This is a genomic window from Nesterenkonia sphaerica (assembly GCF_005771565.1).
Lineage (GTDB): Bacteria > Actinomycetota > Actinomycetes > Actinomycetales > Micrococcaceae > Nesterenkonia > Nesterenkonia sphaerica.
This window is the reverse complement of sequence record NZ_VAWA01000005.1, coordinates 126,769-140,824: the sequence shown is the minus strand read 5'-3', so window position 1 is coordinate 140,824 and position 14,056 is coordinate 126,769. Positions and strand designations below refer to the sequence as shown.

The 14,056-nt window shown below is 65.3% G+C and carries 10 protein-coding genes; 4 read left to right on the top strand and 6 right to left on the bottom strand.

Features of this window, described 5'->3' with window-relative positions; translation table 11 throughout:
* Window positions 1–30 precede the first annotated feature (30 nt).
* Both hemG and hemE read right to left on the bottom strand, forming a co-directional pair.
* Window positions 31–1,437 carry a protoporphyrinogen oxidase gene (gene hemG, locus FEF27_RS05820; RefSeq protein ID WP_138169910.1) on the bottom strand — a complete coding sequence of 469 codons (1,407 nt, stop codon included), beginning with the start codon at window positions 1,435–1,437 and terminating at the stop codon, window positions 31–33.
* Window positions 1,434–2,555 (bottom strand): uroporphyrinogen decarboxylase, encoded by a 1,122-nt coding sequence (gene hemE / locus FEF27_RS05815; protein ID WP_138169909.1) that lies wholly within the window; start codon window positions 2,553–2,555, stop codon window positions 1,434–1,436. Before hemE ends, hemG begins: the two co-directional genes overlap by 4 nt.
* 79 nt (window positions 2,556–2,634) lie before the next feature.
* Here hemE and FEF27_RS05810 point away from each other — a divergent pair, with 79 nt between their 5' ends.
* From FEF27_RS05810 to FEF27_RS05795, 4 genes are all read left to right on the top strand, one after another.
* A complete protein-coding gene (locus FEF27_RS05810; protein WP_138169908.1) occupies window positions 2,635–4,104 on the top strand; it encodes a glutamyl-tRNA reductase in 1,470 nt (489 codons plus the stop codon).
* A gap of 125 nt (window positions 4,105–4,229) precedes the next feature.
* On the top strand, window positions 4,230–5,306 hold the full coding sequence (locus FEF27_RS05805) for a baeRF2 domain-containing protein (RefSeq protein WP_138169907.1): 1,077 nt from the start codon (window positions 4,230–4,232) through the stop codon (window positions 5,304–5,306).
* Window positions 5,307–5,395: 89 nt separating this feature from the next.
* A complete protein-coding gene (gene ligA / locus FEF27_RS05800) occupies window positions 5,396–7,705 on the top strand; it encodes an NAD-dependent DNA ligase LigA (protein ID WP_138169906.1) in 2,310 nt (769 codons plus the stop codon).
* Complete coding sequence (locus FEF27_RS05795; protein WP_138169905.1) at window positions 7,698–8,543, top strand: inositol monophosphatase family protein; 846 nt, start codon at window positions 7,698–7,700, stop codon at window positions 8,541–8,543. The genes ligA and FEF27_RS05795 overlap by 8 nt, the downstream gene beginning before the upstream one ends.
* Before the next feature lie 149 nt (window positions 8,544–8,692).
* On the opposite strand, the gene FEF27_RS05790 is transcribed toward FEF27_RS05795, so the two are convergent.
* From FEF27_RS05790 to gatC, 4 genes are all read right to left on the bottom strand, one after another.
* A complete protein-coding gene (locus FEF27_RS05790) occupies window positions 8,693–10,324 on the bottom strand; it encodes an alanine/glycine:cation symporter family protein (protein ID WP_243729108.1) in 1,632 nt (543 codons plus the stop codon).
* Window positions 10,325–10,603: 279 nt separating this feature from the next.
* Window positions 10,604–12,112 (bottom strand): Asp-tRNA(Asn)/Glu-tRNA(Gln) amidotransferase subunit GatB, encoded by a 1,509-nt coding sequence (gene gatB, locus FEF27_RS05785; RefSeq protein WP_138169934.1) that lies wholly within the window; start codon window positions 12,110–12,112, stop codon window positions 10,604–10,606.
* 20 nt (window positions 12,113–12,132) lie between these two features.
* On the bottom strand, window positions 12,133–13,680 hold the full coding sequence (gene gatA, locus FEF27_RS05780; RefSeq protein WP_138169904.1) for an Asp-tRNA(Asn)/Glu-tRNA(Gln) amidotransferase subunit GatA: 1,548 nt from the start codon (window positions 13,678–13,680) through the stop codon (window positions 12,133–12,135).
* Entirely contained in the window at window positions 13,680–14,021 is a 342-nt protein-coding gene (gene gatC / locus FEF27_RS05775) for an Asp-tRNA(Asn)/Glu-tRNA(Gln) amidotransferase subunit GatC (protein ID WP_138169903.1), read from the bottom strand. Before gatC ends, gatA begins: the two co-directional genes overlap by 1 nt.
* Window positions 14,022–14,056 lie beyond the last annotated feature (35 nt).

Sequence of the window (14,056 nt, the reverse complement as noted above, 5' to 3'; positions counted from 1 at the left end):
TGTAGAACAATGACCGAGAGCCTGATGCGCTCACGGTGTCAGGACCTGCGACGCCGCCTGCTGCGCATCGGGGATGACCTGAGCCAGTCCGGTGCCGGAGACCCAGGCGCCGGTGACTACGATGCGCGGTCGCTGTGCGATGCCTCGGGCGCGCAGCTGCTCCCGGAGGCGACGGGTCTGAGACCGCTGCTCCGGGGAGCCTCCGGGAAGCCCGGATTTCCAGCGCACGACGGCGTGGCCGATCACCTGATCACCGCTCACCGAGTGCCCGGTCAGGGCGGGAAGGTCGTCCAGGGCGGCGCTGAGCAGGTCATGGTCGGAGGACCCGAAGCCCAGTCCGGAGGCGGGGTCGGTGACCCGCCCGTAGGACAGCCGCAGCACATGATGGCCGGGGCCCAGCTGACGCTGCAGCGACTGGGCGACCCACTCCCATTTGGCAGAGACATGGGTCATGGCTTTGGCTCCAATGTTTTCCACGGTCGGGGCCACAAGCATTCCGGTCCCCCGCGGCAGGGCGTCCAGTTCCGGGGCGTGGACCAGCAGCGTCACCAGGGCTACCCCGGCGGCCTGGTCCGGACGTTCGGAGGGAACAGGCACGCTGCCGGACCGGTCCACCCCGGGCAGGACGCCGGCTCCGCTGAGCAGCTGCTGCGCCGGTGCACCATCGGTGGCCAGGATCACGGAATCGGCGTCGATGGTGCCGAGGTCCTGGCTCTCCGCATTGAGGTGGATGCTGACTCCGAGCTGGTGCAGCCGCGCTTCCAATGCGCTGATCAGGGTGTGCATCCCCCCGCGGAGCGATTGGACGGCACTTCCCGCCGGCGCGGCGCGGCGCAGACTGCCCACCGCACGCGCCAATGACCCTTCGGCGAGCATCGTGCGGTAGAGCTCGGGGTGGGCGGAGCTGAGAGCAAGTCGGTGCGGATCGGCCGAGTGCACCCCGGAGGTGATGGGTGCCACCAAGCGCTCGACCACGGCTGCGCCCATGCGGTCGGCGACCACCTCCCCCAGAGTGGGGTTCTGGTCGGCGGTCCAGGTCATGGGGGCCTGAAGATCCTCGGCGGCACGTGCGGCCGCCCCGGCCCCCAGGATTGCGACCACATCCTGGCTCCGCGGGTCGGCCGGTATGCCCAGCACCCCGGTGGCGGGCATCGGGGCGGCTTGGTCCGGCAGCTGGAGCCAGGCGGCCAGCGGGCGGGGGGTGATCACCTGGTCATCGAGTCCCAGGGTGTGCAGGAAGTCGCGGACCGCTGACGTTCGGGTGGCGAAGGCCTCGGCCCCCGCGTCCACCTGAATCCCGCTCAGGTTCAATGGCGCGATGGCCCCGCCGAGCCGGTCTGCAGCCTCAAAGAGTTCGACCCGGTGCCCGCGGCGCGCCAATTCCCAGGCGGCTGTCAGTCCTGCAATGCCGCCGCCGATGATCGCGGTGTGCGTCATGGGCCGATCGAGTGAATGAGCTCCACCACCCGGGTCAGCACCTCGGGGTCGGTCTCGGGCGGGACCCCGTGGCCGAGGTTGAGCACATGCCCGGCAGCCGCCGATCCGGCGGCCACCACCTGACGGATGTGGGCCTCCAGCACCGGCCACTCGGCGGGGAGGTAGGCGGGGTCAATATTGCCCTGCAGCGGGGTCTGCGGGCCCAGCCTGCGCGTGGCCTCGGTGAGATCGAGCCGGTAGTCCACACCGATCACATCGGCCCCAGCGGTCTTCAGCAGGTCTAGGATCTCGCTGGTCCCGGTCCCGAAGTGCACCAGAGGTGCCGGTGCACCGTCGGCTGGTCCGAGGCCGGAGACGTAGGAGAACGCGGCCGCGGAGTGCGGCAACACATGTTGCTGATAATCAGCGCGGCCCAGCGAACCGGCCCAGGAGTCGAACAGCTGAGCGGCGGAGGCTCCAGCCATCAGCTGCGCGCGCATGAATCGGCCGGAGACATCGGCCGCCCAGGCCGCCAGGGCGTTCCAGGTCTGCGGGTCGGCGTGCATCATGGCCCGCGGCCCCAAGTGATCGCGGGAGGGCCGACCCTCCACCATATAGGCAGCCAGAGTAAACGGCGCTCCGGCGAAGCCGATGAGCGGAACCCGGCCCAATTCGGCCGTGGTGCGCTCGATAGCCTCGGTGATCGGGGCGAACGCGGCGTCGTCGAGCTCAGGCAGCGCCGCCACGTCAGCGGCCGTGCGCACCGGGGCATCCAGCACAGGCCCGACACCGGGTTTGATCTCCACTCCCACCCCGGCCAGCCGCAGGGGTATCACGATGTCGGAGAAGAAGATGGCGGCGTCCACGTCATGGCGGCGCACCGGCTGCAGCGTGATTTCACTTGCCAGCTCTGGGTTCAGGCAGGAGTCGAGCATGGAGGTGCCCTCACGCAGCTTCCGGTACTCCGGCAGCGAGCGCCCGGCCTGGCGCATGAACCACACCGGACGCCGCTCCGGCTTCGCTGCAGCCCCGGTGCTGGTCCGCGAGCCGCGGTACTGGTTCAGCAGAGCCGATTCGGAGGTCAGTCCTCGGCTCAGGGGGTGATCGGGCGGGAGGTGAGTGGCGGGCGACGTCGTCATGGTCCCATTCTGCCTTGAACCCTCAGGCGCTGCGTCACGAAGCACGAACTTCTTCTACGCACGATAGAATTGGTCTGCCGTGGTTCTCTTCTCACTTATCGCAACCCACACAGATCTCGACCTCGAGACAGTCGGGACCCTCTCAGCAGGAGCGGCCGATGTCGCCGCTGCTGTGGATCTGCCTGCCGTCACACTGGCCACATGCAATCGCCTGGAGATCTACGCCGAGTCCGGCTCGAACACTCCCGAAGCTGTTGAGGAGGGTCGCAGCGCTCTGCTGAAGGCGGTGGCGGAGTCCTCCGGCCTCGACCATGACACGGTGGCCCGCTCCTTCAAGACGCTGGTGGACGATGAGGCCGCTCATCACCTGTTCGAAGTCGGCGCCGGCCTGGACTCAGCTGTGGTGGGCGAACGGGAAATCGCAGGCCAAGTCCGGCGCTCACTGGCTGAGGCGCAGGCGGCCGGCACAGCCTCCGGCACCCTCACCAAACTCTTCGAATCGGCCGCACGAGCGGCCAAGGACGTCGGCGCGAAGACCGCACTGGGCTCCCGGGGACGCTCGATCGTCTCGGTAGCCCTCGACATCGCCGGGGACATGCGCGGCCACGGTCCAGCCTTCTACCGGGAGGCCAAGGTGGTGCTCATCGGCACCGGAGCGTATGCGGGCGCGGCACTTGCCCAGCTGGCACAGCGGGAAGTGCCGCAGATCGGCGTCTTCTCCGGCTCCGGCCGTGCCGAAGAATTCCTGGCGGCGCGCCAGGAGGCGCTGCTCGCACGCGGGTCACGGGCCCAACCCCTGCGGATGGATCAGCTGACTGCGGCGTTCCGCGAAGCGGACGTCATTATTGGGTGCTCGGGCGGCAATCGGCAGATCACCGCCGCGGAGATCCGCTCATTGGCCGCACTGGACGAGCGGCAGGTGCCCCTGACGGTGATCGACTTGGCCCTGTCTCATGACTTCACCCCCGACGTCGCCCAGCTGCCCGGGGTGGATTTGATCACCTTGGAGTCGGTGAAGGTCGCTGCCCCGGAGGAGACCTCCGCCTCTGTGGACGATGCCCGCGCAGTGGTCGGCGAATCAGTCCAGACCTACCTGGCGGAGCGGGCTGAGCGGACCGCGGATGACGCGATCGTCACGCTGCGCAAGCATGTGCACTCCATGCTGGATGAGGAGATGGCGAAAGTACGGAGGCAGCACGGGTGCACCGCTGCAGCGGAAGAGGTGGAGTTCGGGCTGCGCCGGATGGTCCGCAAACTCCTGCACACCCCCTCGGTGCGTGCTCGGGAACTCGCCGCGCAGGGGCGCGCCGAGGAATACGCGGCGGCGCTGCAGACCATCTTCGGGGTGGAGGTGGCCGCCGCTGCCGAGGCTGTCCGTGAGGCCGCACCTCGACGACGCCGGCCTGACGAGTTCTCTGCCGCGGAGCTGGCACATATGGCGGCCTACCTGGAACAGATTCCCGACGGCGGGTTCTGCCGTCACCACCGGGCCGGTGAATTCAGCATCGCCCGGCTGGAAGTGACAGAGACCCTCCGCAGAAGCGCATAAGCAATCTTCCGCTGAACCTCCAGCAAATGCCCAGCTGGCTTTATGCCCGCACTGACGTGCGGCTTTTAGCGTGATCGGTGTTGGTTAACTGATCGATGACACCGATTCTGAGGAGGGCGAAGGCTGTGAAGCTGGCCGCCATTCGATCCATCTACGAGGCTGAGGCCCCGTTCGCGACTGTGTACCTGCAGGCTCAGTCCGCCAGCCCCGATGCGGAGCAGGAGGTGCGACTGCGCTGGGACGCGCTGCGGGGGCAGCTGGCTGACGCCGGGGCCCATGACGAGACCCTGGCTGCCCTGGACTCTGCTGTGCTGACTGAGGACATCACCGCTGTGCAGACCGAGGGCCGAGTGCTGGTCGCCAACCGCACTGGCTTGCTGCTGGAGGAAGACTTCGATGCCACCCGCGATGGCGGGGACCGGGCCGTTTTCGGGGAACCCCCCGCCCTGGGCGACTACATTCGGCAGCGGGCTCGCTCGGTGCGCGGCCTGGTGATCCTGGTGGACAAGGAGCGCGCGACGCTGCGGCGCGAGGTCTTCACCTCCGCCGGGGTGCTGGAATCCGGCAGCGAGTCAGCCGTCGAAGGCTCCGCTACCGAAAGCGTGCATAAGCCGCGCGAGGGTGCCGAGCACCACCGCCGCATGCAGCAGCGGGCCGATGAGGCCGCGTGGCTGAACATTCGCGACATCACCGAACGTGTCCGCAAGACCGCGGAAAAGTGGGACCCGGACGCGATCGTGGTCGCCGGAGAGGTCCAGGGACGGACCATGCTGCTCGAGGAGCTGCCGCCCCAGCTGCGTCAGCTCACCTACGAGGTGGATACTGGTGGCGGCATTTCCAATGATGCAGCGGATGAGGGCGCTGAGCAGGCACTGACAGAGGCGCTGCAGAGCACCGCACGCCGCATCACCCTGGAGCGCGCCACCGCGGAGACCGAACGATTCGGCAGCGCCCGCGCCAATGGTCTGGCAGTCGAAGGCGCCGAGAACATCCGCCGCGCCGCGACACTCGGTGCAGTAGAGACGCTGCTGCTTCGCTATGACGCTGAAGCTGCCCAGGAGGACACACTGCTCCAGGAAGCCGCCGCAGTAGACGCCTCGGTGGGACTGGTGGGCAGCGCGGTAGCAGATAACGCGGCAGCAATCCTCCGGTACGAGGCCCCGGTGGACCAGATGGATGCCCAGCCCGTCTCGAGTGGCTAAGACCATGGACCTGGTGGGGCGTGGTCCTGGGGTGCTAATCGTCTGCACCGCCAGGCCCACGCCCCACTTCTGTCACGCGCAGGGATAAAGTGGGACGAGTGACGACTGCAGACCACGCCGAGGCCACAACAGCCTCCTCGGAGCTTCGGGAAGAGTACGCCGCACTCGTAGATGAGGTGGCGCGGCATCAGGTGGCGTACCACCAGAAGGACAGCCCGCTGATCTCCGATGCGCAGTACGACCAGCTGATCCACCGGCTGCGCACCATTGAAGCAGACCACCCTGAGCTGGCTTCCGCCGACTCCCCCACCCAGCAGGTGGGAGGCGCGCCCTCCGAAGCGTTCGCTCCGGTGACCCACCTTCGCCGAATGTATTCCCTGGAGGATCTGTTCTCCGCGTCCGAGCTGCGGACCTGGTATGACAGAGCGTCGGCCTCTCTGCAGGAGCAGCGGCCTGGGGAGCAGCCGCGCTGGCTGGTGGAGCTGAAGATTGACGGGTTGGCCATCAGCCTGCTCTATCGCCACGGGGAGCTGGTCTGGGCCGCCACCCGCGGCGACGGCACCACCGGGGAGGATGTGACGCACAATGTGCGCACCATTGCCGATATCCCGCATCACCTCACCGGGGATAACCACCCCGAGGAGCTCGAAGTGCGCGGAGAGATCTTCATGCCCTCGGAAGCCTTCGAGGCGTTCAACCAGACCCTCATAGACGCGGGCAAAACACCGCTGGCCAACCCCCGCAACGCTGCCGCGGGATCGATTCGGCAGAAGGACCCCAGGAAGACCGCGCAGCGGCCGCTTTCGATGTTCGTCCACGGCATCGGAGCCCGATCCGGCTTTGAACCCACCAGCCAGCACCATGCCTATGAGGCTCTGGCCGAATGGGGGCTGCCCGTCTCTCCCTACACAGCGATCTTGGATTCCTTCGAGGAGATCCTGGACTACCTCGAGACCTACGAGCGCAAGCGCCACGAGCTGGTCCATGAAATCGACGGGGTGGTCATCAAAGTCGACGACTTCGCCCAACAGCGTTCCTTGGGCCACACCTCGCGGGTGCCCCGCTGGGCCGCTGCCTACAAGTACCCCCCGGAGGAAGTCGCCACCCGGCTGCTCGATATTCGTGAACACGTGGGCCGCACAGGACGAGTGACACCCTACGCGGTCCTGAAAAAGGTCAAGGTGGCCGGTTCGGAGGTCCAACGCGCCACATTGCACAATCAGGACGTCGTGAAGGCAAAAGGGGTGCTGATCGGCGACGACGTGATGGTGCGCAAAGCTGGCGATGTGATACCAGAGGTGATCGGCCCGGTACTGCCTTCCCGGGACGGACGGGAAGACGAGCTGCGGGAGTACGAGTTTCCGGAGCGCTGCCCCGCCTGCGGCACTGTCCTGGCACCGGGCAAGGAAGGGGACGTGGACTATCGCTGTCCGAATGCCGAATCGTGCCCCGCCCAGCTCAGTGAGCGTGTGGCCCACATCGGCTCACGCGGCGCACTCGATATCGAGTCCCTCGGCTATGAAGCGGGATTGGCGCTGACCAACCCTGACCTGCGTCGCCCCGCTGAACTGGACACGATTGACCGTGAGGCTGCCGAGGCCTCCGGCGCCCCGGTGACTTTCGGGCCGAAGGGAGTCTCCCCGCAGACACCAGTGCTGCGCAATGAGGCGGACCTCTTTGATCTCACTGCCGAAGACGTCAAGGACGTCTACGTATGGCGGGAGGTCAGGCACGCCGGCGAGCCCACCGGGAAGTGGGCGCCGTCGTTGTATTTCTGGACCAAACCGCAGTGGGACCGTCACGGTGCCCTCAAGAAGCCTTCGGAGCCCACTGCAAACACGATTCAGCTCTTTGAAGAAATGCACAAGGCAAAGGCTCAGCCGCTGTGGCGAGTGCTGGTGGCCCTGTCAATACGGCACGTGGGACCCACCGCATCGCGGGCGCTGAGTGCGGCATACGGTTCCATGGACAAGATCCGGGCCGCTGACGAGGAGGAACTGGCGGGCATTGATGGTGTCGGGCCGGTCATTGCTGCCTCTGTCCGCGAGTGGTTCAGCGTGGACTGGCACTGCCGGCTGGTGGACCAGTGGGCGGCAGCCGGGGTCCGAATGGAAGACGAGGTGGATGAAGACACCCCGCGCACATTGGAGGGTGTCACAGTCGTGGTCACCGGCTCCCTGGAGGGGTATTCCAGGGACGAGTCCAAGGAAGCGATCATCGCCCGGGGCGGGCGCGCTGCGGGATCGGTGTCCAAGAAGACTGATGTGGTCGTCGCGGGCGCAAATGCGGGATCTAAACTGGCCAAGGCGGAGCAGCTTGGAATACCGGTGTTGGACGAGGCGGAGTTCTCTGAGCTGCTCAGCAATGGACCAGGACGATGGAAGCAGGCCGATGACTGACACTGAAATGCTGGAGCAACTCTTAGCCATCGCACGCGAGGCCGCCGCAGCCGGCGCCGCGGTGCTGGCCGAACGCGACGCCGCGGCTCCCGCGGGCCAGCCGCTGGATCACCGGCGGCACGGGATCACCACAAAGTCTTCCGAGTCCGACTTCGTCACCGATTTCGACAAGCGCGCAGAGGACCGGGTGCGCCAGGTGATCAGCGCCCACCGTCCCCACGATGTCATCTCCGGCGAGGAGCACGGCACCACGGTGGTGACGTCACCAACCGGGTACCGCTGGTCGATTGATCCCCTGGACGGCACCACGAACTTTGTCCGCGGCATCGTCTACTACGGCACCTCCGTGGGCCTGCAGGACCCCGAAGGCCAGTGGATCGTCGGGGTGGTCGCTGCACCTGCCCTGGGCAAGGAATGGTGGGCCGCGCGGGGACTGGGCGCCTTCACTGCCCGGAACGGCTCAACACCTGTGCCGCTGTCCGGTCCGCAGGGTGAGATCAGCTCGGGGCTGCTGGGCACTGGGTTCGGCTACGACCCGGAGCGCAAAGCGCAACAGGCGCAGTCTGTGGCCGCAATGAACGACCACTTCGGAAACATCCGGCGTCTCGGCGCCGCAGCGCTGGATATCTGCATGGTGGCCGAGGGCGCACAGGATGCCTACGCCGAGTACGGAATCCAAGAGCACGACTGGGCCGGTGCTGCCGTGATTGCCGAGGAGGCGGGTGTCCCAGTTCGCCGCCCGGTGTCCGCCGATGGCGCGCAGACGCCGGATTGGTGCATCGTCGGTGAGATCGGGATGGCCCCCGACCAGCTGCAGCCTGCGCCGCGCCGCCCATAGCCTGGACTGAAAGGCGGCTCCCCCCGCCGGAGGCCTCACTGTGGCCGCAGAGAGGCAGCCAGACCACGCAAGAAACCCCGATGAGTTTCCCGCTCTGCGCAGGACCCCCATCGGGGTTTCTTGTCACGTGCCTCAGGCAGCGCGCAACATCAGCGCTTCGGTGCCACCTTTGACTCGTCGATCACAATTCTCATGTCCTCCGGCCCGGGGATGTACTCCGGGTCTTCCCGGAGTCGGCCGGCTTTGCGGTCATCCAGGTACTGCTGCATTTCCTTCTTGACCACCGGGGCCAGAATGACCAGCCCGATGACGTTGATGAAGATGCAGAGGAACAGCGCCGAGTCAGCAAAGTCGATGATGTTGGCGAAGGAGACCAGGCAGCCGATCACGATCATGACACAGACGATCACGCGGAAGATGGTATCGGTGGCTGGGTTGGTGCCCAGCAGGTAACGCCATGCCTGCAGACCGTAGTAGCTCCACGTGATGAGAGTGGAGAACGCGAACAGGAAGACCGCCACCGCCAACAGGACGGAGAAGTTGTTGAAGAAGGTGTCGAACGCACCGAAGGTCAGCCCGATCGGCTCTGCGGCGTTCTCCTCCACAGCGCCGTCCCAGGTGGCCTGATCCGGGTACCAGGCGAAGATGATGACCAGCGCAGTCATGGTGCAGATCACCACGGTGTCGATGAACGGCTCCAGGGCCGCCACGAAACCTTCGGAGACCGGCCGGCGGGTCTTCACCGCAGAGTGGGCGATCGGCGCTGAACCAATGCCTGACTCGTTGGAGAATGCGGCCCGCTGGACACCGATGATGATGACACCGATCACGCCGCCGGCGACACCTTCTGGGGAGAAGGCACCGCCGATAATGGCACCGAAGGCTGCGCCGATGTTGCCGAAGTTGGCGAAGATCACCAACAGGGCGGCCAGCACATAGACGATCGCCATAGCCGGCACCAGCATGGCGGTGACCCGCGCGATGGACTTAATGCCGCCGATGATGACCAGAGCCACCAGGCCGGCGAAGATGATGCCGAAGATCAGCGCCCCGGCGTCACCGTGGAGGACCGTGTCTTCACTATTGGTGACAGTGCCAAGCGCATCACGGATACCTGAGAAGGCGTTGTTGGCCTGGAACATGCCACCACCGATGATGCCGAAGAGCATGATGGAGATGGCGAAGATACCGGTAATGATGGCCACCGGGACCCGGCCCAGGCGGCGGAACGCCACCGGCAGGTACTTGAAGGGCCCGCCGTGGACGATCCCGTTCTCATCAATGGTGCGGTACCGCACGCCGAGTGTGCACTCGACAAACTTGGTGCACATTCCGAACAGGCCGGCAATGATCATCCAGAAGGTGGCACCCGGTCCGCCGAGCGAGACGGCCGCAGCCACACCTGCAATGTTTCCCAGTCCGACGGTACCGGAGACTGCTGCGGTCAGGGCCTGGAAGTGCGTCACCTCCCCCGGGTCATCCTTGGAGGACCACTTGCCGCGTACTGTTTCCAGCGACACGTGGAAGCCAGTGAACTGCACCCCCTTGAAATAAATGGTGAAGCCGATGGCCGCCACGATGGCCCACAGGACCACCAGGGATCCATCCCACAGCATGGTGTCCTCAGGGAAAGGATCACCGAGCGGAACCTGCACCGAGGTGCCGAAGATCAGATTGACGAAGAATTCGGTGATATTGCCGAATTGCTCGTCAATGGTGTCAGCGAAGTCCTGGATCGGCGATTGTTGCTCTGCCGCCAGAAGGTGTCCTTCCGGACTCATATCGTTCATCCCCTCATGTGGACGTAAATGCAATTGTGCGGTGCCGCGGGGCACCGGTGGGTGGACCAGATTGAGCTTCAATCTACTCGTCTACTGTTTCGCACTGTTTGCGAAATTCCACCCGAGTATTAAGAGCACGTTTCAGGTCGAACTTAGCTTACACCCAGTATGTGACGATGGTCACGACTTCAGCCACGACACTCAAGAATTTACACAAACAGACGCTGCCTGCTCACCCAAGAGTATGAACAGGCAGCGTCCTACCAGGTCAGCGGCGTGCTATGAGGAGTTCATGTTCAGTTTCTGCAGAACAATCTCCTTGACCTTTCCGGCATCTGCCTGCCCCCGGGTCTCTTTCATTACCGGTCCGATGAGCGCGCCAATGGCTTTGAACTTCCCACCTTTGACCTTTTCCACAACGTCGGGATTTTCTGCCATCGCTTTCTCCACCGCCGCGGCGAGTGCTCCGTCATCGGAAACCACCTCGAGTCCGCGGTCTTGGACGATCTGTGCCGGAGCGCCCGCACCATCGAGGTGGAGCTCCAACACTTGACGGGCGATCTTGTCATTGATGGTGCCTGCCTGGATGAGGTCATTGAGCTCCACGATCGTGGCCGGTTCCACCCCCAGCACGGCCGGCTCGACGTCGCGGGCATTGGCAAGCCGGGAGATTTCCCCCATCCACCACTTGCGCGCCACGGCAGGCGAAGCTCCGTGGGCAACGGTTTCCTCAATCTGATCCAGCAGTCCCGCCGCAATCACATCGCGGAATTCCGCCTCCGCGTACCCCCATGCCTCGCGGAGCCTGCGGCGCCGTTTCGCAGGGGGTTCCGGCAGCTCGGCACGCAGGGACTCCACCCACTGCGGCGTGGTGACAATCGGCACCAGATCCGGCTCCGGGAAGTACCGGTAGTCGTCGGCGTCAGACTTCACGCGGCCCGAACTGGTGGTCCGGGTGTCCTCTTTCCAGTGCCGGGTCTCCTGCACAATGGACCCGCCGGCCGAGAGGATGCCCGCGTGCCGCCGAATCTCATACGTCACGGCATGCTCGACAGCCCGGATGGAGTTGACGTTCTTCGTCTCTGACCGTGTCCCGAAAACACCGGCACCGGGGCGCATCAATGAGACATTGGCGTCACAGCGCACGTTGCCACGCTCCATGCGGGCGTCAGAGATGCCGAGGCCTTTGACGATGTCCCGGATCGTGGACACGTACGCACGGGCGATCTCGGGCGCACGGCTTCCTGCGCCGGTGACGGGCTTGGAGACAATCTCGATCAGGGGTACGCCAGCCCGGTTGTAGTCCACCAACGAGTAGTCCGCACCATGAATCCGCCCGGAGGTCCCGGCGTGAGTGAGCTTGCCCGCATCCTCCTCCATGTGAGCGCGCTCGATCTCCACCCGGAAGATCTCACCGTCATCGAGCTCCACGTCGACGAAACCGTCAAAGGCGATCGGCTCATCGTATTGGCTGGTCTGCCAATTCTTCGGCGTATCCGGGTAGAAGTACTGCTTTCGCGCAAAGCGGCAGCGCTGAGCAATCGTGCAGTTCAGAGCCAGTCCCAGCCGGATCGCGGACTCCACTGCTTTCCCGTTGACCACCGGTAGGGTCCCCGGCATGCCCAAGTCCACCTCATTGACGTTGGTGTTGGGCTCATCGCCGAAAGCGTTCGGGGCGGAGGAGAACATCTTTGAGGCGGTATTGAGCTCCACATGCACCTCGAAGCCCAGCACCGGCTCGAATGTCTCAATCGCGTCCTCAAAGCTCATCAGTTCTGCGGCGTCCATGGCGGCCTGAGTTGTCGTCGTCATCGCGTGACCTCCTCCAGAGCGGGAACCTGCGCCCACAGTGGGGGCTCGTCGTTGTCATTGAGCAGCCGCTCCAGAGCGGCAGCGGCCCGGTAGACCCTCGCGTCCTCCTTGGCGGGCGCGAGGAACTGGATGCCCACCGGCAGACCCTCGGACAGGCCTCCGGGAACCGAGATGCCCGGAATGCCGGCCAGGTTCGCCGGAATGGTGGCGACGTCGTTGAGGTACATCGCCAAAGGATCGTCGAGCTTGTCCTCCAGCGGGAAGGCCACGGTCGGCGAGGTCGGCGAGACCAGCACATCAGCGCGCTCGAAGGCCGCCTCGAAGTCCCGCTGGATGAGAGTACGGATCTTCTGCGCTGAACCGTAATAGGCATCGTAGTATCCGGCGGAGAGGGCGTAGGTGCCCAGGATGATGCGGCGCTTGACCTCATCACCGAATCCCGCCGCACGGGTCGCTCCCATCACCCGCTCAATCGTCATTGGCCCAGATTCCGGCAGGACCCGGGTACCGTAGCGGACCCCGTCATAGCGGGCCAGGTTGCTGGAAGCCTCGGAGGGCATGATCAGGTAGTAGGCACCCAGTGCGTAGTCAAAGCTGGGGCAGTCGACTTCGACAATCTCTGCACCGTTGTCCCGCAGCTGGTCCAGAGCCTCCTGAAATCGGCTCAGCACGCCGGCCTGGTAGCCCGAACCTTGGAGCTGCTTGATCACTCCGATGCGGAGGCCGGCCACATTCTTCGTCGTCGCTGCCTCAGCAAACGAGGGGATCCTGCCTTCGGGGTACTCGGCCTCGGCCAGGGAAGTGGAGTCTTTCTCATCATGCCCGGCGATGAGGTCGTGCAGCAGCGCAGCGTCTTCCACAGTGCGGGCGACCGGACCGATCTGGTCCAGGGAGCTGGCCATCGCAATGGCACCATAGCGGGAAACGCCGCCGTAGGTGGGCTTGGTGCCGACGGTGCCGGTGACTGCCCCGGGCTGGCGGATGGATCCGCCAGTGTCGGTGCCCAACGCCAATGGTGCTTCGAACGCTGCGACAGCTGCGGCCGAACCGCCTCCCGAGCCACCGGGTATGCGGGTGATGTCCCAGGGGTTTCGGGTCGGTCCGTATGCCGAGTGTTCGGTGGAGGACCCCATGGCGAACTCATCCAGGTTGGTCTTGCCGAGGATGGGCATCCGGGCAGTCCGGATCTTTTCCACCACCGTGGCGTCGTAGGGACTCATCCACCCCTGCAGCATCTTGGAGCCGGCCGTGGTGGGTTGGCCTTTGGTGACGATGAGGTCTTTGATGGCGATCGGCACCCCTGCCAGGGGGTGGAGCTGCTCGGCTTCGGCACCGCCTGCGGCGCGGGAGGCGTCCACTGCGGCCGCGGTCTGCAGGGCCTCGTCCCCCGAGACGTGGATGAATGCGTTGATGGTTTCGTCAACAGCGCCGATCCGATCCAAGTGAGCCTGGGTAAGCTCCACAGAGGTGATCTCACCGGTGCGCAGCTTGGCCGACATCTGTGCGGCGGTGAGCCGAATCAGCGAATCTGGAGTGGGTGCCATCAGCGAGCCCCTCCTTCCTGCGGCGTATTGGCCGTCACCGCGTCGTCGTCCTCATTGAGGATGGCGGGGACCTTGAACCGGGAATCTTCAGCCTCGGGCGCGTTGGCCAGGGCCTCCTCGGCGGTGAAGGCGTGGCCGACGACGTCGTCGCGGAAGACGTTGGTCAATGGCAGCGGGTGTGAGGTGGCGGGCACGTCGGCCCCAGCGGCTTCTTGCACCCGCTTCACGGAATCCACGATCACTGCGAGTTCGCTGGTCATCTTTTCCAGTTCCGCGTCCGTCATGGCGATGTGGGCCAAGGTGGCAAGATGCTCGACGTCGGCGCGCGAGATCTCAGACATGAATCTCCCTCGAGAGTTGTTGTGTGTCGGTATCG